A 16,769-nucleotide genomic window follows, 5' to 3' on the forward strand; every position below is an offset into this window, starting at 1 on the left:
AAATCCTGAATTTGACAAGATGAAACAGACCCGACAATAGTTCCAGGTTTAGGCGAAGTGAAAAGGGCGGAGCAGAAGATAAAGCCCAGGCAAAATGAAACAGAGTGCCCATCACCTTTCCATCCTCACGTCAGGAAACAGCCGCGAAAGGCTGTTTCCGTTGGACTTCGATCAGCTGGCGGTAGGGAAGCGCGGGGATCGCCATACAGATCTGCAGCAGCTTATGCCGCATCGTTTCAACAGTTCCGGACAGGCGTAGCCAGCGGCGTCTGGTGTATTCATTCAGGTATGCCTGCAGATGCTTAACTCCCAGAGCTCCATACGTACTCTTCAGCGATTGCCACGCCTCTCTAACCACTTTCCGCAAAGGAGCATACAACCGAAAGGCTTGAGGAAACAATTGAACCGCTGATGTACCGGCATCCACATGCTCGTCAATGAATGCGGTTAAATCGCGACGGGTTGCCCTTTCATCGCCTCCTCGCTTATGTGGCACCAGGCGTATTTTCACCTGCTGCAGCTCGCCGGACTCCGCTACCGAGCAGGCGGCGGTGACCGCCGTGGCATACGGATGCGAAACTGAACACCGGGAGGGATTACGTCCATACTGATCGGAGTTCACCTTTACCTCTCCGTAGAGCAGTTCCCGGGCATCGAATTCCAGGGCGGCATGGCGTATTTTGTGCAGCATGAGCCACGCAGTCTTGTAAGTAACCCCAATTACCTGACTCAGCCGCATCGCCGAGATGCCATCAGGGAGCAGAAACAATTCCAGGGCCATGAACCACTTGAGCAGAGGCAGACGAGTTCCTTCAAACATCGTGCCGACCAGAGCCGACGTTTGATGCTTGCAATGTCCGCACTCAAACAAGGGGATGCGCCGTGAGGTCAGACGGCTACAGCGGGTGTGTTCACAACGCGGGCAGATGAAGCCGCTCGGCCACTTCATAGCGATCAGTGTTTCCATGCAAGCTTGCTCGCTAGAATAACGACTATTGAAGGATTGAAGCGCTGCTTCCAGATGAACATCCATTTCCACTCGTCCCCCCCAAACAGCAAAATACGTACATACGTTCTATTATCTGTATTATACCGAACTAATGTTCTCTTATCAAGTCGAAAATATCATTTGAATGATCCATGGATCCCCACCTCTATTTGTTTACTCTTTCATCTTGCCTGTTCCTTGTTCTCTCCTCTGTCCTGACTTATAGGGATAATCATGCTAAAGCAATGAATAAAGATATCAAGACACCAAGACACCAAGACACTGAGGAATTTGCTATAACATATTTTTGTTTAATATATTGCACAAAGGGGTAGGATTGCATACAATAGGGGTGAAATCATACTTTGAATTTCCATGTGCGGGAGGGAATGGGGATGACAAGCAGGTCATTGGCTTCTTTTTTAACAGAAAATCTGGAGGCGCTCAAGGCAAACGGGCTGTACAATACGATTCAATCATTAGAGGGGCCGAACGGGCCGGTGATCACGATTGATGGGCGGGAGTTGGTCAATCTATCATCCAACAACTATCTCGGATTGGCGAACGATGACCGGCTGAAGCAGGCGGCAATTCGCGCCACCGAGCAGTACGGAGCCGGCAGCGGTGCGGTTCGCACTATCAATGGTACGCTTCTGCTGCATGTGGAGCTGGAGGAGAAGCTGGCGAAATTTAAAGGCACGGAGGCCGTGCTTTCGTATCAATCGGGGTTTAACTGCAACATGGCTGCCATATCGGCGGTGATGGGGCCGCAGGATGCGATTTTGTCCGATGAGCTTAACCATGCTTCGATTATCGATGGCTGCCGTCTGTCGAGAGCCAAAGTCATCCGTTACAGCCACTCGGATATGGAGGATTTGCGGAATAAAGCGAAGGAAGCTAGAGCTTCCGGTCAGTATGACAAAATAATGGTGATTACCGACGGGGTATTCTCCATGGATGGCGATATTGCCAAGCTGCCGGAAATCGTCGATATTGCGGAACAATTCGATCTCATAACTTACGTGGATGACGCGCATGGCTCCGGCGTGCTGGGAGGCGGGGCAGGCACGGTGAAGCATTTTGGCCTGTCACACAAAATCGATTTTCAGATCGGCACCTTGTCCAAGGCGGTGGGCGTCGTTGGCGGTTATGTAGCCGGTTCCCGGGAGCTGATTGACTGGTTAAAGGTGCGGAGCAGACCGTTCCTGTTCTCGACAGCGCTTCCACCGGGAGCGGTAGCGGCTTGCATTGCGGCCATCGACATTTTGCACAGCAGTCAAGAACTGCAATCCAAGCTGTGGGACAATGCCCGCTACTTGCAGGAGGGACTTAAGAAGCTCGGATTCTCAGTCGGTGCTACCGAGACGCCGATTACGCCATGCATGATCGGCGACGAAGCGGCTACGCAAACATTCAGCCAACGGCTGTATGAAGAGGGCGTGTATGCTAAAGCGATTGTGTTCCCGACCGTTCCAAAGGGGACTGGACGCGTTCGCAACATGCCGACCGCCATCCATACCCGTGACATGCTGGATCAGGCGCTGGATGCCTATGAGCGAATCGGGCGCGAGCTCGGATTGATTCATTAAAGGAGGTTATCGGGGATGAAAAGAATTATGGTCACCGGGGCGCTGGGCCAGATTGGATCTGACCTGGTAACCGTCCTCCGGCAAAGCTATGGTACGGACGCGGTGCTGGCCACCGATATTCGGCTGACAGATCATGAGGTGGCCAAGTCCGGCCCGTTTCAGGTGCTGGACGTGACTGACGGGGCTGCGTTCTACCAGACGGCACACGATTTTCGCGCCGATGCGATCATCCATTTGGCTGCACTGCTGTCCGCGAAAGCGGAGGCGGATCCGATTCTGGCTTGGCAGCTCAATATGGGCGGATTGCTGAACGGACTGGAGACGGCGCGTACGCTGGCCAGCCAGTTCTTCACGCCAAGCTCCATCGCTGCATTCGGCGCGACCACGCCGCGACAGGGTACGCCGCAGGACACACTTCAGCGACCAGCAACGATATACGGCGTGAGCAAGGTGTCGGGGGAGCTGCTGTGCGACTATTATTTTCATAAATACGGGGTGGACACCCGCGGTCTGCGTTTTCCGGGCTTGATCTCTCATTCGGCGCCGCCTGGGGGAGGAACGACCGATTATGCGGTCGACATGTATTGGTCTGCGGTTCATAGTGGAAGTTACGCAAGTTATATTGCGCAGGGAACATACCTCGATATGATGTATATGCCGGATGCGATCCGGGCGATTATTCAGCTGATGGAGGCCGACGGCTCGAAGCTGAAGCATCGCAACGCTTTTAACGTGACCGCGATGAGCGTTGATCCAGAGGCGATTGCGGCAAGCATTCGCAGGCATGTGCCGGAGTTTGTGCTGCGATATGAGATTGATCCGGTGCGGCAACGGATCGCCGAGGAATGGCCGGACTCGATTGACACGTCTTCGGCGCGCGAAGAATGGGGCTTTGATGTACAATATGATTTGGATCGTATGACGGACGATATGATATCCAAATTGACACAGAAGCTCCGGGAAGACCGCGCCAAGATTGGCTGATTCGCCGGATGTCATTGAAGGAGGGCAATAATTCGATTGGAAGCAATTCATAAGAAGGTAGGCAGAAATCTGCAGGCGATTCGGAAATCACGGGGGCTGAGCCTGGATAATGTGGCTGAACTGACAGGGGTAAGCAAGGCGATGCTCGGTCAGATTGAACGTGGGGACTCGAACCCGACCATTTCCGTCCTGTGGCGCATTGTGAACGGACTGAGCATATCCTTTACGACGCTGATTGAAGAGGTGAAGCCGGAGGTTACGGTCGTATCGCCGGATGAATCGGAGCCTTTCATGGAGGCTGATGGCGCATACCGGGTGCATCCTCTGTTCTCCTACAATTTGCGCACCAAATTCGAATCCTACATGGTTGTGATGGACCCGGGCTGCGACTATGGCTCTGAGGCGCATAATGACGGGGTCGAGGAATATATTTTTGTCCATGAAGGCGAATTGGAACTGTGGTGTGACGATGAGAGCTACCGGGTGCCAGCGGGAAGCTCCCTGCATTTCTCGGCGAACCGGCCGCATCGCTACCGCAACCCCGGGACGGATACGGCCAAGTTTTACACCATTATTTTTTATGCGGATGCCGCAGCACGGGGATAGTGGGCTTTCAAGAGAGGTTGTCTCAACAGTCATCGTAGATGACGAAGAGACAGCCTTTTTTTATTTGCCGATAGTTGTACGACAATTCATCCCTATCACCTTATGTTATTTCTGCTCCCTCTGAACAAGACCAACCACGCCCCTTCTGAAACCGGCGTGCTGTGGTTCTAGTGGTTCAGTTCATTTTGTGCCATCATAGTAATCAAGGGGGTTATGGGATGTATTCCGATTTCAAGCTGGCGTCTGATCGCCCGGCATATATACAGGTCAAGGATTATATGAAGCGGCTGATGATGACCGGAGCCATTCAAGGTGACCAGAAGTTGCCGTCCACGCGCGAGTTGAGCGCGCTGTTGCATGTGAGCCGCAATACGGTACTGAGCGCCTACGCTGATCTGGAGGATGAAGGGTATATTTATGCGGTCAAGGGCCGAGGGCATTTTGCGGTTCCGTCCTCCAGGGACAGTGAGGCGAAGCCGCAAGGCGGGCAGCTGGATTGGGGAGCCAGGCTGAATGATTACGCCAGACTTGCGGAGGCCCATGACCTGATGAAGCACGGCATACGAGCACCTAAAGGCGCCATAGTGTTCACAAGCATCGCGCCTGACGAGAAGCTGTTTGATCTGCCGAATGTGAGACGCGCGTTTCTGGACCGGATGGCGATGGAGGGCGAGGTTCTGCTCAATTATGGCTATGCCAAGGGCTACAAGCCGCTCATCGAATATCTTGCTGCTTACATGGAGAATAAGGGCGTTGACATGGAGGGGAAGGATCTGCTCATTACGAGCGGTTTTACCGAAGGATTGAACCTGGTCTTATCTGTTCTGAACAAGGAATCCGGGCGTATTCTGTGTGAAAATCCGACCCATCATACGGCGATTAAAAATTTCAAAATGCACGGCTATGACATTGCCGGCGTAGATATGGAGCCCGATGGCATCAGCCTGGAGAAGCTGGAGCTTGCGTTGTCGCAAGGGAGCTACGATGCAGCCTATCTCGTGCCTTCCTATCACAATCCGACCGGAATCGTCATGTCCCAGCAGAAGAGGCTGGAGGCGCTGCGCCTGCTTGGCAAGGCTCAAATTCCGGTCATTGAAGACGGATTTAACGAGGAACTGCGATACTCGGGGGCGCATATTGCTCCGCTGGCCGCTTGTGTGGGAGAGGGTAATAACAGCCTGATTTATTTAGGCAGTTTCTCGAAGATTTTATTTCCCGGAATCCGGGTGGGGTGGGTGCTTGCAGACCGGACGCTGATCGACGTTCTGGAGAGCGTGAAGCGGGCGCGCAGCATCCATACCTCGACGCTGGATCAATCGCTGCTGTATCAATATTTGTACAATGGCAATTTCGAAAAATATTTAAAGCGCGTGAAGGCGGTATATAAGCGGAAATACGAGCTGGCCACCCAATGCTGCGAAGCATCGATTCCGATGAAGCGCTTGTCGGGGGACGGCGGACTGCATCTGTTTGTAGAATTTGATCCGGGATTTCGGACACGGGAACTGCTAGAGGTCTGCTCCGCCCAAGGGGTTGTTTTCACGCCGGGTGACATCTTCTTCACGGACGGAGGCGGCCACCATACGCTGCGGCTTGGCTTCTCGCGGGTAAGCGAAGACGATATTGTCAAAGGCATTCGCATCATTGGCGAGGCCGCAAAAGGCATGCTGCAGCAACCGTAGGTTCTGGATAGCGCATCACAGAAACATCGAAGAAGATCTGTAGGAGGGAGAAGGCATGATGAAGGTTGGTGTTGTGATGGGAGGCGTATCCTCCGAGCGAGAGGTATCCCTGCTCACCGGCAAGGAGATGATGGCACATCTGGATCCTGGCCGGTACGAGGTGCGCGCGATTGAAATCAGCCATAAACGCGATCTGATCGAGAAGGCGGCGGAGATCGATATGGCGCTGCTTGCGCTTCATGGCAGTTACGGCGAGGATGGAACGGTACAGGGGACGCTGGAGACGATGGGCATTCCGTACACGGGCAGCGGTGTTCTGGCCAGCAGCATATGTATGGATAAGGATGTCAGCAAAAGGCTGATTCGCAGTGAAGAATTGCCGACACCGGACTGGGTGACGGTATCCGGCCTGGCAGATTTGGAAGGAGCAGACGTGCAGCGGCTCGGATTTCCGATTGTAGTCAAACCGAATCGGGGCGGTTCCAGCATCGGGATCCGGATCGTGCATTCGGCCGACGACCTGACTTCTGCTGTGAAAGAAGCGCTAGAGTGGGACCGCACGATCATGTTGGAGCGGTATATCGACGGTCAGGAAATCACCTGTTCGATTCTGAACGGCGAGCTGCTTCCGGTGCTGTCCATCAAGCCGCATGCTGATTTTTTTGATTACAAGTCCAAATATGAAGAAGGCGAGGCCGAGGAAACGGTGGCTGTACTTCCGGCGCCAGTGCGGGAGCAGGTCGAAGCGGCTGCTCTGCAGTGCTATCATGCTTTAAAATGCAGTGTGTATGCCAGGGTAGACATGATGCTGAAGGATGATAACCTCTATATTCTGGAGGTCAACACCCTTCCCGGACTGACCAAGAACAGCCTGCTTCCCAAAAGCGCAGCGGCAGCAGGCATATCCTTTAGCAGGCTGCTCGACATCATCATCGAATCTTCGCTTCGCGAGCGGCTAGGGGAAGAAGGCAAGGGGCCATGGATATGAATCCCATCAGCAGCCGGATATCACCCGTTGTGCAGTCGATTCCGCCATCGGGGATCAGGCAGTTCTTCAATGTGGTGGAGGGTGACAAGGACATCATCTCCCTTGGGGTAGGAGAGCCGGACTTCTCAACGCCGAAGTGTGCAATCGATGCGGTGAAACGCAGCCTGGAGCAGGGGCAGACGATGTACACGCCAAACGAAGGCATGTCAGACCTGCGGGAGGCGATCGCCGAGTACATGCATGCCAGCTTCGGAATACGCTATGAACCGTCACGGGAGGTGCTGGTGACGGTAGGAGGCAGCGAGGCGATTGATCTTGCGCTGCGAGCGATCTTGTCACCGGGTGATGAGGTGATCGTACCGGTGCCGGGGTATATCGCATACGCTCCCTTGATCCGCTTAAATGGCGGCACCCCGGTCGAGCTTGAGCTGGCAGAGAAGGATCAGTTCAAGCTGACGGCAGAAGCGCTCAGGCAGGCTATTACACCGCAGACAAAAGCGATCATGGTTAATTATCCGAGTAATCCGACCGGAGCAATTATGACGCATGAGGATTGGCTCCCGATTGCTCGTCTTGCTGTACAGCATAATCTGATCATTCTATCGGACGAAATCTATGCGGAGCTGACGTACGAAGGCAAGCATGTCAGCATTGCTTCACTGCCAGGCATGCGGGAGCGAACCGTCGTGATCAGCGGCTTCTCGAAAGCCTATGCCATGACCGGCTGGCGGGTCGGATACGTCTGCGGGGACAGGGCGCTTATCGCGGCCATGACGAAGATTCATCAATATACCGCCCTCTGCGCCCCCCGCGTGGGGCAAGCGGCCGCGCTGGAATGCCTTCGCAGCGGGCAGGCAGACAAAGAGGAGATGAAACGGGCATTCAATGAGCGAAGACGGATGTTTGCAGCGGCGCTTAACGACATCGGCCTGTCGTGCCGCCAGCCGCAGGGCGCCTTCTATCTGTTTCCTTCCATAGCAGGAACCGGGCTGAGCTCCCAGGTGTTCGCCGAGCGTTTGCTTGTGGAAGCGAAAGTTGCGGTCGTGCCAGGGCATGTGTTCGGTGCCGGTGGAGAAGGCTTCATCCGCTGCTCCTACGCGGCTTCAAGCGTACAACTGGCCGAGGCCGTAGAGCGAATAGATCGCTGGCTGAAGCAGACGGGTCTGGTCTACAAAATTCGTGACAGCTTGCGGTATTCCGTAGCGGTAATGCCCTCGAGCCTGCGAAAGATACGGCTGAAATAATGGATATCGGCGTAGCCGACATGGGCACCTACCATCTCGATTGACAGATCGGATTCCCGCAGCAGCCTTCTGGCTTCCCGGTGGCGGATGGACTGGACATATTCGCTCGGCGGCATCCCCGTCAACTGCTTAAACAGCTTGGCTGCATGATCAAGGCTCAGCATGAGTCGTTCCGCAATCACTTTATTGCTCCAGTCTTCGGCTGGAGCTTGTTCCATTTGGGCTATCAATTCATATAGTTTGGCGTCGTGCGGCGATGAATCTGCGAGTGTGCGTGCGGGACGAGAGCGAAGCAGCTGAATAAGAATGTCCAGCATCAGGCCTTTGCATACCAGCTCATAGCCGGCAGGACGCAGCGTGAATTCATCTACAACGCGCTCCATCATCTGTACGCAGGGAACCGGGGGGGTGTAGATGGTGCGGGATGAGAGCGGCGGAAGATGGTCCAAGACTCCCTCGCTGGCGAACTTCTCAGGTGCAAGCCTCGCTTCATTCACAATCATATCCGCTTCTGTCTGAATGTTCAGCTCATCGAAAAAGTCAAAATGAATGCCAAGAAACTTCGCATCCGGCCGTGATACGACCTCATTCTGATGATACACCCCGGATGGCAGGAAGATAAGCTGCCCCGCCTCAATGGGATGACGCTGACCGTACATCGTCGTTACGGCTTCTCCCTGACATACATACAACAGCTCAAAATCATACAACCTCCGCGCAGGCAAAGCGCCGGTCGGCATCCGCTGAAACTGCGCATAATGAATGCTCGGTGACCATGCCTTCGCGGGAGCCTGTCTTTTCCTAGGGTAATCCTGCTCCTGTGGTGGGTACACGCATCTCCCTCCTTTCTGTATGTCTCAAGTCATATTAAAATCACGGAATTATCCAAATATTCGCTTTTCTATCTAAATCAATTATTGAATTAATTATTTAATATATAAGTAATTATTGCAACTCCAAGGACTTCATATCTCAACGGATATGGACAAAACGGAGGCTGCTGAGTCTGTCTTTATCATGAAAATAAAGGAGGGCTTCACATGAGAAAAGGGATTAATATATGGTCGTTTCCCGAGCATGCGTCCATTGCCGAATGCATTTCACTGGCCAAGAATGCGGGCTTTGAGGGGATTGAATTGTCGCTGAACAAGACAGGGGAGCTTGGACTTGAGGCAACCGACAAGGAAGTTGCGGTTATTCAATCCGCGCTCAGGGAAGCAGAGCTGGACATTGCTGGGCTTGCGACCGGGCTGTACTGGGATTACTCCATGACGAGCGACGATCCGGCAATGCGGGAGAAGGCGGTGGATGTATGCAAGAAACAGCTGGAGCTTGCTTCTGCATTTGGCGTGGATGCGATTCTGGTTATTCCCGGCGCAGTGGGAGTAGATTTTATTCCGGGTGCGGCGGTCGTGGACTATGAATATGCGTATGAACGGGCTCAGGAGGCGATCGCGGGACTTGTACCTTTTGCCAAGAGTGCAGGGGTATCCCTAGCTATCGAAAATGTATGGAACAAGTTTCTGTTATCCCCGCTGGAGCTTCGCAGATTCATCGATGAAATCGGCTCCGAACTGGTCGGCTCCTATTTTGATGTAGGCAATGTTGTGCACAGCGGTTATCCAGAGCAGTGGATTCGAATTCTGGGCAAGCGGATTAAAAAGGTGCATTTCAAAGATTACCGTAGACAGGCGGGCGGACTGCACGGCTTTGTTGATTTGCTTGCTGGCGATGTCAACTATCCGGAGGTCGTGAGTGCGCTCCGTTCCATCGGTTATGACAACTACGTAACGGCCGAAATGATTCCAGGGTACACGCATTATGCTGAGCAAATCATTGTGAACACGTCCTTGGCGATGGATGTTATTCTGGGCCGAGCTCAAGGTTAAGGCGTAAGGTTTTACGATGGCAGATGACATTGACAGATGACATTGACAGATGACTTTAAAAAGGAGGGCTTCTGGATGTTGAAGGTGGGATTGCTGGGATTTGGCTTTATGGGACGCATGCATTTTGACAATTACGTCCGTCTGATGGAAGAGGGGGCGGGCGTTCAGCTTCAAGCCATTTGTGATGTTCGCATGGATGAACTCAAGAATGCCAAGGCAAGCGGGAACATGGCGACAGAGAAAGAGGTGTACGACCTGTCGGATTACCGTCTGTATAGCCGTCTGGAGGACATGCTGGAGCAGGAGCAGCTGGACATTGTGGATGTGTGCCTGCAGACGTATCTGCATGCCGATCTTACTTGTATGCTGCTGGAGAAAGGCTATCATGTCCTGTGCGAGAAGCCGGTGGCGGGCTCTTCCGATGAGGGCTGGCGCATGGTGCAGGCTGCTAAGCGTTCCGGAAAGCAGCTGATGATCGGGCAATGTCTTCGCTTCTGGCCGGAGTACGAATACCTGAAAGCATGTGTAGAGGATGGACGGTACGGGAAGGCGCTGGCGGGACAATTCTATCGAGGCTCGGAGTCGCCGACTGGCTGGTTTCTCGATGGGGATCTTAGCGGGGGCTGCATACTGGATATGCACATTCATGATGCGGATATGATTCACTGGCTCTTCGGAAAGCCCGATGCGGTGACAACACAGGCACTGAATGTGATTCCGGGGAGCGGATACGATATTGTGTCGACCCATTACAGCTATCCGGATGGCAAGGTCATACACGGGCATGCGGATTGGACGCTCCAAGGAGAGCATGGTTTCTTCATGGGATACCGGGTGAACTTTGAGCGGGCGACGCTCGTGTTCGATCAGAACGTGCTTACGGTGTATCCAGCAGAAGCTCCTCGCTTCCAGCCTGATTTGTCAACGGATGCGGGATATTACCGTGAGATCAAGTATTTCCTCAACTGTGTGGCGAATGGGGAAAGCACGACAGTATGTACGCCGGACAGCGCGGTAGGATCATTGGAAATAATCGAGGCGGAGATTCGTTCAGCCAAGGAGAACGGCCGGGCAGTGACGGTTGCAAATAATCGGTACACCAAGTCTTGAATATAACCGGGTAAACCGCCATCCGGGCTGTGGTATCAGGGATCAGGTCATGTGTCTGTTGCTGCCTTTGCACCATTATCCCTTTCTTTCAGGTAGCGGGGTCAGGGACAATGGGGGAAGAAGGAGTTACCGGATCGAACGGGATAATCGTGCAAGGCGTACCGAAGCGATCCAAATCCTTTAGGCTGCAAATGATTTAGACCCAAGCTGATATAGTCCTAAAAATGTTGTAACCCTATGTTGTAACCCAAATGTTGTAGCCCTAAATGCATAAGGGAAATGCAATAAGAAACAGGCCGTGTCAAGGAGCAACTCCAACCTTGAACGGCCTGTTCTCATTTGCCTGTCTATTAAGCTCGGAATCCTTTCAGGAAATTCACAGCAAGCTGAATATCCTCTTCCGGATTCGTTTTTACTTCGCGCTCAATCGTCAAGTAGCCGGTGTATCCGATATCCTTCAATGCCTGTAGGTAAGCCGGCCAATCCACGCCGCCTTCCCCGAGCGGCACTTCGCGGAATTTCTCACCGGATTCGGCCATATCGGCCATTTTGTCATGGTCGAGCGCAGGTGCTTCATACCCGAAATCGCCATACACATCGCGCGGATCGATGAAGTCAGCCAGCTTGATGCCATCCTTCGCGTGGGTATGCACGATGTAATCCTTCAGCGTGTATACGCCTTGCACAGGGTCATCACCGGTGACCATTACCATATTGGCCGGGTCGAAGTTAACGGAGACGCCGTTGGAGCCGAGGCTGTCCAGGAACGATTTCAGATGGGCCGAGGGCTCCGGACCTGTCTCAATCGCGAAATAGGCGCCCATCGATTTCGCAAACGAGCTGAGCTCGGAGCAGGCCTTGTGCATCGTTCCATACACCGGGCCGTTCTTGTCTTGTGGCACGATGCCGATATGGGTAGTCACGATGTTGGTGCCGAGATCGAGCGCAAGCTCCATAATCCGTTTGGATTTTTCGATTTTGGCTGGATTTTCAGCAGGGTCCTGGAAGCCGTGACCGCCAAGATCGCCGACCAGGGCGGAGATTTCCAGCCCAAGCGAGGCAATGTAATCCTTCAGCTCCTTGCGGGCGGATGCTGATAGATTAGCTGGATCCATCTCGCCATGTACGGCATAGATCTGGACGCCGTCCGCGCCGACCTTTTTCGCTTTTTGCAGACCTTCTCTCACGCCAACCCGAAAGCTGTCCACAATGACACCGATTTTGTTCGGCATAATAGGCTTTGTCATGCGTAATCCTCCATTCTTATTGAATGCTTTCGCTCTTTATACTTCATTCCATGTTTTACGCAAATATTCCAGTCCAAGCTTCGTGCCTGTCCGGCAGTCTTCCATGCCTTCAAACTCAATGGAAATGTAGCCATCATATCCGGATTCCTTCACGATGCGGATGACATCGCGCATCGGAATATCGCCATGACCGACAATCGCCCCGCGCAGCCAGTTGCCGCTGGAGGTGTTAAACCAGCCTGGACCTGGCGCGAGCTCCTTGGAGCGATAGTAGAAATCCTTGAAGTGGACCATAGAGGCCAGTCCAATATTGTTGGCTACGGCAACGGTTGACGGTTCATCCGCACAGAGGAAGTTGCCGACATCAAGCGTTGTTTTGAAATTCGGATGGTTCACGGTTTGCACCAGCGCCTGGACACGGTCACTATGCTGGATGAAGTACCCGTGGTTCTCCACGCTGGTTGTAATCCCGCGCTCTGCGGCATAATCCGCGATGATGCGGCAGGCATTCGCGAGGCGAGGAAGCTCTTCCAGGAAGTGCTTCATCGACAGGTCCTGGGAGGAGGCGACGTCATGCCGCATCAGCTTGACGCCAAGGGCGGAAGCGATGTCCACTTCGCTTTTCACTCTTTCGATTTCGGCCTCGTAAGCGGCATCGTCCAGTTCAGCGAAGTTTGCGCCGATGGCATAGTTGGAAATGTCCAGCCCTTTGGCTGCGGCATGTGTCTTGATCGTCTCGATCAGCTCCGGGTTCTCCTTCAGGTTGAAGCCGAGCGGAACGATCTCGATATGCTCGCCGCCGATGTCAGCGATATAGTCAATTACGTCGGTGATGGTCATCTCGCCTTTATTCAAGGCTTGGAAGAGGCTGTATGAGCTTACGCCAAACTTCATAGCTTCACTTCAGCTCCTTTTTCCGCAGACTCGTAAATGCCGCACAGAATTTTCATAATTTCCACGCCGTCTTCCACCGGGCTGATCGGGGTGGTTCCGTTCTTAATGCTATCAATAAAATGATCAACCTCGCTCTGGAAAGCCGAGTTGAAGTCAAAGCCTTTGTTATCTGTTTGCGGGTAAATGTTCACGATCGTATCATGCTTCTCGGATACAACGACAACCTCCGGATCCACCTCGAAGCCGCCTTTGTCACCGTACAGCTTGATGGACGTGTCGTTCTCCTTCGCATGGAGGGTGAAGCTGACATCGATCATCAGGGAAGCGCCGTTTTCGAAACGGATCAGGGCGTTGGCCATATCCTCCACGGTGTTCTTCTCGGCATCGTAATCCGCTGCTTTGTAGAAGGACAGATTGCGGACGTTGGAGCGGTTGCCCAGCTTCTTGTATGTGTTAGCGCTGACAGACACCGGTTTTGGACGTCCCATCATGTACCAGCACAGATCGATGACATGCACGCCGATGTCGATCAGCGGGCCGCCGCCGGAGCGTTCGATGTCGGAGAACCAGCCGCCCGGATTGCCCAGTCTGCGAATGGCGGACGCCTTGGCAAAATACAATTCGCCGAATTCGCCTTGATCCGCGAACTGACGAAGCATCTGTGCGTTCGGATCGTAACGTCTGACGAAACCGACCTGAAGCAGCTTGCCGGATGTTTTAACCGCTTCCTGAACGCGGAGCGCTTCTTCAACCGTGCGGCACAGCGGCTTCTCGACAAGCACATGCTTGCCGGCATGAAGGGCAGCGATGCTGATCTCGGCATGGGTGTTATTCCAGGTACAGATGCTGACTGCATCAATCTCCGGATCGGCGAGCAGCTCGTTGTAATCGGTAAATACTTTGGTTGCACCGTATTTGTCAGCAGCTTGGCGTGCTCTTTCCTCGTTCAGATCGCACACCGCAACCAGATTCACCTCCGGATGCTTCATATAAGATTGCAAATGCATGGATGAAATCGATCCAGTTCCAATGACACCAACATTAAAGGTTTTCATCATGTCAACTCCTCTGATTTACTGGCTTGCTACTTTTGTATTATAATGCTAATAACGCATGAAGCCATGATGAACCGTGCTGTTTGTTTGTACATTTGTGCTGACTTCACTGGAAGGAGTTTTTAGCATTGGACAAGTCGCTGCAGGAGCCCATGACGATGCCTGATCCGCATTTTCCGATCAAGGTTCACCGCTGTATCAAGGAAGGAATCGGACAGGTGCTGTTTCCGCATCACTGGCACGAACAACTTGAATTCCTGTATTTTGTCGAAGGTGAGGCTACGCTTGAGCTGGGGTCCTCCACGCTGCAGGTGAAGGAGGGGGATTTCATTGCGGTCAACCGAAACGAGCTTCATTATGGTGTCAGCCGGACCCCTCATTTGTTCTATTATGCCTTGATCGCAGATTTCTCTCTGCTTCAGAGTCATTCCATGGATGCGCCCGAGATGAAGTTCATCACACCGATTGCCCAGAACCGGCTGCTGTTCAACAACCGGATCGGAGGGGATGATGCGATTGCCTCTATGCTGTCCATCATTAAAGAGCTGGAAGAGCGCGAGTTCGGTTATGAGCTGGCGATCAAATCCGAGCTCTACCGGTTGCTGACGCTGCTGCTGCGCGGCTATGTTTCCACGGTGCTGACACAGGAAGAGTATGTGGAACGAATGAAGAACGTCGAGCGCTTCGCACCGATTTTTAAATATATCGAGGATCATTACAAAGAGAATCTGACCGTTGAGCTGCTGTCCGGCATGGCCGGGCTGAGCCGCTATCATTTCAGCAGGTTGTTCAAGGAGATCAGCGGCAGAACGGTAACCGAATATGTCAATGAAACGAGGCTGAACAAGGCGGATTATCTGCTGCGCGAAAGCCCGCTGACAATTTCCGAGATTGCAACCGCGACAGGTTTCAACGACATCTATTACTTCAGCCGCACCTTCAAGAAGGTTAAACAGGTTGCCCCTTCCGCCGTGAGGAAGAAAAGACCGGCAATGAGATAAGCTCTTTCATTCCAGGCTGCTTGCCCGATCGTTATCGGGACAGCACGCTTGGAGTGGGAGGGCTTTTTGTTATGCACGATGCCAGGGGCAGCGGGATTAGGAGCCGTTTTACACGAATGAGGACTAAACGCGCGAGGACACTCATACACATATTGGCGTTGGTCAACCGGGATCTTCTTATGGACTTGAGCCTTCCGTGTTATACATATGAGGTTGAGAGGGTATTATTTAACGGAACATGTCCATCTGATAAAGATTTGGCAGCCGAGGAGAGGAGTGACATATGGATCATGACCATTTATCTGGAAAGTGAAATTATGCTGATGCGGCTGCTGCTGGCTGCGCTGCTCGGCGGTCTCATCGGTTGGGAGCGGGAGCGAAGGAACAAGCAGGCTGGACTCAAAACCCATCTGCTGGTGGCGGTCGGCTCCACCCTGATTATGCTGACCTCCATCTACGGATTTGACAGCACGCTGATCAATCACCCTAATGCCAGGTTCGACCCGGCGCGATTGTCAGCCCAGGTGGTCAGCGGGATCGGATTTTTGGGGGCTGGGGCAATATTACGGCGCTCCAATAACATTATCTCCGGCTTGACGACAGCGGCCACATTATGGGTGGCGGCTGCCATCGGATTAAGTGTCGGGTCCGGGTACTATTTGCCGGCCGTCGTGACAACGATCATTGTGCTGCTTAGCACATTGGTGCTGAATCGGTTTGAGGCACGCTTCTTGTTTATCAAAAAATCCGGACGCTTAAAAATTACCGTGGAATCTGAAGACCAGCCGGTTGAAGTCAGCGCGATCACGTCGCTGCTGCATAAAGCCAATGTCAGTCTGGAAGATATGACGGTTAACAATGAAGGGGCAGACGGGGAATCGACCAGGGTGACGATGGAATTCCGGGTGTATTCTTTTAACGGGAAAGGCGTGGATGAACTGCTGGAGCAGCTGTGGAAGGTGGAAGGCATCAAGCAGGTGCGGATGAACTGGAGAGACAAGGACTAGAACAAGAACCAGAGCGGGGAAGTTGCGGGGAATACTGACATCGCGTATTATGTAAAAAATGAAGAGTATGTATCATCTCGAAAATAATCAAAAAAATCAAAAAAAGGTCTTGCATTTTATTGATGAGCGGGATATACTCTTAATTACGGTGATTGAAACACAGATGACAAACACCACTACATAATATGCGGTCGTGGCGGAATTGGCAGACGCGCACGGTTCAGGTCCGTGTGGGCTAACCCCCCGTGGAGGTTCGAGTCCTCTCGACCGCATCCGGTAAGAACGAGAAAGCTCCGGAGTCTTCTTTCATGAAGATTCCGGGGCTTTTTTGTATATCCGTCGAAATCTCTATCCCGAATCGTGGGACGGTCATACCGGCCGATCATCTAAACAGGAGCCAAGGCCATAATTTTCGGGTTAGGGTCGCAAATATCGGGACGGCTATGATGGGCCAGGACAGGGTGCTATAATGATTGCGTTAAATC

Annotated in this window: 15 protein-coding genes and 1 tRNA gene; 11 read left to right on the plus strand and 5 right to left on the minus strand. The window is 52.9% G+C overall.

Features of this window, described 5'->3' with window-relative positions; translation table 11 throughout:
* Positions 1-130: 130 nt before the first annotated feature.
* Positions 131-1,033 (minus strand): transposase, encoded by a 903-nt coding sequence (locus MKX64_RS17650; RefSeq protein ID WP_095263929.1) that lies wholly within the window; start codon positions 1,031-1,033, stop codon positions 131-133.
* Between the two features lie 350 nt (positions 1,034-1,383).
* Between MKX64_RS17650 and MKX64_RS17655 the strand changes: the two genes are divergently transcribed.
* From MKX64_RS17655 to MKX64_RS17680, 6 genes are all read left to right on the plus strand, one after another.
* A complete protein-coding gene (locus MKX64_RS17655; protein WP_341036834.1) occupies positions 1,384-2,577 on the plus strand; it encodes a glycine C-acetyltransferase in 1,194 nt (397 codons plus the stop codon).
* Positions 2,578-2,592: 15 nt separating this feature from the next.
* Entirely contained in the window at positions 2,593-3,561 is a 969-nt protein-coding gene (locus MKX64_RS17660; RefSeq protein ID WP_095397947.1) for an NAD-dependent epimerase/dehydratase family protein, read from the plus strand.
* A gap of 36 nt (positions 3,562-3,597) precedes the next feature.
* Positions 3,598-4,167, plus strand: coding sequence for a helix-turn-helix domain-containing protein (locus tag MKX64_RS17665; RefSeq protein ID WP_095397948.1), 570 nt, complete (start codon positions 3,598-3,600; stop codon positions 4,165-4,167).
* A 218-nt stretch (positions 4,168-4,385) separates the two neighbouring features.
* Positions 4,386-5,849, plus strand: coding sequence for an aminotransferase-like domain-containing protein (locus MKX64_RS17670; RefSeq protein ID WP_095397949.1), 1,464 nt, complete (start codon positions 4,386-4,388; stop codon positions 5,847-5,849).
* A 58-nt stretch (positions 5,850-5,907) separates the two neighbouring features.
* The gene (locus tag MKX64_RS17675; RefSeq protein WP_155617761.1) at positions 5,908-6,837 is read left to right on the plus strand and encodes a D-alanine--D-alanine ligase; all 930 of its coding nucleotides are present in this window, start codon (positions 5,908-5,910) and stop codon (positions 6,835-6,837) included.
* Positions 6,834-8,081, plus strand: a complete 1,248-nt coding sequence (locus MKX64_RS17680) for a pyridoxal phosphate-dependent aminotransferase (protein ID WP_095263945.1) — start codon at positions 6,834-6,836, stop codon at positions 8,079-8,081. Before MKX64_RS17675 ends, MKX64_RS17680 begins: the two co-directional genes overlap by 4 nt.
* On the opposite strand, the gene MKX64_RS17685 is transcribed toward MKX64_RS17680, so the two are convergent.
* On the minus strand, positions 8,006-8,914 hold the full coding sequence (locus MKX64_RS17685; protein WP_244908090.1) for a helix-turn-helix domain-containing protein: 909 nt from the start codon (positions 8,912-8,914) through the stop codon (positions 8,006-8,008). The genes MKX64_RS17680 and MKX64_RS17685 overlap by 76 nt on opposite strands.
* 207 nt (positions 8,915-9,121) lie before the next feature.
* Between MKX64_RS17685 and MKX64_RS17690 the strand changes: the two genes are divergently transcribed.
* Complete coding sequence (locus MKX64_RS17690; RefSeq protein ID WP_095263934.1) at positions 9,122-9,970, plus strand: sugar phosphate isomerase/epimerase family protein; 849 nt, start codon at positions 9,122-9,124, stop codon at positions 9,968-9,970.
* A gap of 75 nt (positions 9,971-10,045) precedes the next feature.
* Complete coding sequence (locus MKX64_RS17695; RefSeq protein ID WP_095263935.1) at positions 10,046-11,080, plus strand: Gfo/Idh/MocA family protein; 1,035 nt, start codon at positions 10,046-10,048, stop codon at positions 11,078-11,080.
* Positions 11,081-11,430: 350 nt separating this feature from the next.
* Here MKX64_RS17695 and MKX64_RS17700 read toward each other — a convergent pair whose 3' ends face one another.
* From MKX64_RS17700 to MKX64_RS17710, 3 genes are read right to left on the minus strand one after another with little or no spacing between them, the layout of a single operon-like run.
* On the minus strand, positions 11,431-12,327 hold the full coding sequence (locus tag MKX64_RS17700) for a sugar phosphate isomerase/epimerase family protein (RefSeq protein ID WP_095263936.1): 897 nt from the start codon (positions 12,325-12,327) through the stop codon (positions 11,431-11,433).
* Positions 12,328-12,363: 36 nt separating this feature from the next.
* On the minus strand, positions 12,364-13,221 hold the full coding sequence (locus tag MKX64_RS17705) for a sugar phosphate isomerase/epimerase family protein (protein WP_095263937.1): 858 nt from the start codon (positions 13,219-13,221) through the stop codon (positions 12,364-12,366).
* The gene (locus MKX64_RS17710) at positions 13,218-14,276 is read right to left on the minus strand and encodes a Gfo/Idh/MocA family protein (protein ID WP_095263938.1); all 1,059 of its coding nucleotides are present in this window, start codon (positions 14,274-14,276) and stop codon (positions 13,218-13,220) included. The genes MKX64_RS17705 and MKX64_RS17710 overlap by 4 nt, the downstream gene beginning before the upstream one ends.
* A 128-nt stretch (positions 14,277-14,404) precedes the next feature.
* Here MKX64_RS17710 and MKX64_RS17715 point away from each other — a divergent pair, with 128 nt between their 5' ends.
* From MKX64_RS17715 to MKX64_RS17725, 3 genes are all read left to right on the plus strand, one after another.
* Positions 14,405-15,277, plus strand: coding sequence for a helix-turn-helix domain-containing protein (locus MKX64_RS17715; protein WP_095263939.1), 873 nt, complete (start codon positions 14,405-14,407; stop codon positions 15,275-15,277).
* A gap of 290 nt (positions 15,278-15,567) precedes the next feature.
* Positions 15,568-16,284 carry an MgtC/SapB family protein gene (locus MKX64_RS17720; RefSeq protein WP_095263940.1) on the plus strand — a complete coding sequence of 239 codons (717 nt, stop codon included), beginning with the start codon at positions 15,568-15,570 and terminating at the stop codon, positions 16,282-16,284.
* A gap of 187 nt (positions 16,285-16,471) precedes the next feature.
* Positions 16,472-16,556: transfer RNA gene (locus MKX64_RS17725), tRNA-Leu, on the plus strand.
* The last annotated feature ends 213 nt before the right edge of the window (positions 16,557-16,769 follow it).

Source organism: Paenibacillus sp. FSL M8-0334, assembly GCF_038000405.1.
GTDB lineage: Bacteria > Bacillota > Bacilli > Paenibacillales > Paenibacillaceae > Paenibacillus_AQ > Paenibacillus_AQ campinasensis.

What these genes read in the sequence shown, in the direction of transcription:
- MKX64_RS17690 (WP_095263934.1), top strand. Translation starts at nt 9,122, where the DNA reads ATGAGAAAAGGGATTAATATATGGTCGTTTCCCGAGCATGCGTCCATT.
- MKX64_RS17710 (WP_095263938.1), bottom strand. Translation starts at nt 14,276, where the DNA reads ATGAAAACCTTTAATGTTGGTGTCATTGGAACTGGATCGATTTCATCC.
- MKX64_RS17720 (WP_095263940.1), top strand. Translation starts at nt 15,568, where the DNA reads ATGACCATTTATCTGGAAAGTGAAATTATGCTGATGCGGCTGCTGCTG.
- MKX64_RS17705 (WP_095263937.1), bottom strand. Translation starts at nt 13,221, where the DNA reads ATGAAGTTTGGCGTAAGCTCATACAGCCTCTTCCAAGCCTTGAATAAA.
- MKX64_RS17660 (WP_095397947.1), top strand. Translation starts at nt 2,593, where the DNA reads ATGAAAAGAATTATGGTCACCGGGGCGCTGGGCCAGATTGGATCTGAC.
- MKX64_RS17675 (WP_155617761.1), top strand. Translation starts at nt 5,908, where the DNA reads ATGAAGGTTGGTGTTGTGATGGGAGGCGTATCCTCCGAGCGAGAGGTA.
- MKX64_RS17650 (WP_095263929.1), bottom strand. Translation starts at nt 1,033, where the DNA reads ATGGATGTTCATCTGGAAGCAGCGCTTCAATCCTTCAATAGTCGTTAT.
- MKX64_RS17700 (WP_095263936.1), bottom strand. Translation starts at nt 12,327, where the DNA reads ATGACAAAGCCTATTATGCCGAACAAAATCGGTGTCATTGTGGACAGC.
- MKX64_RS17655 (WP_341036834.1), top strand. Translation starts at nt 1,384, where the DNA reads ATGACAAGCAGGTCATTGGCTTCTTTTTTAACAGAAAATCTGGAGGCG.
- MKX64_RS17680 (WP_095263945.1), top strand. Translation starts at nt 6,834, where the DNA reads ATGAATCCCATCAGCAGCCGGATATCACCCGTTGTGCAGTCGATTCCG.
- MKX64_RS17695 (WP_095263935.1), top strand. Translation starts at nt 10,046, where the DNA reads ATGTTGAAGGTGGGATTGCTGGGATTTGGCTTTATGGGACGCATGCAT.
- MKX64_RS17670 (WP_095397949.1), top strand. Translation starts at nt 4,386, where the DNA reads ATGTATTCCGATTTCAAGCTGGCGTCTGATCGCCCGGCATATATACAG.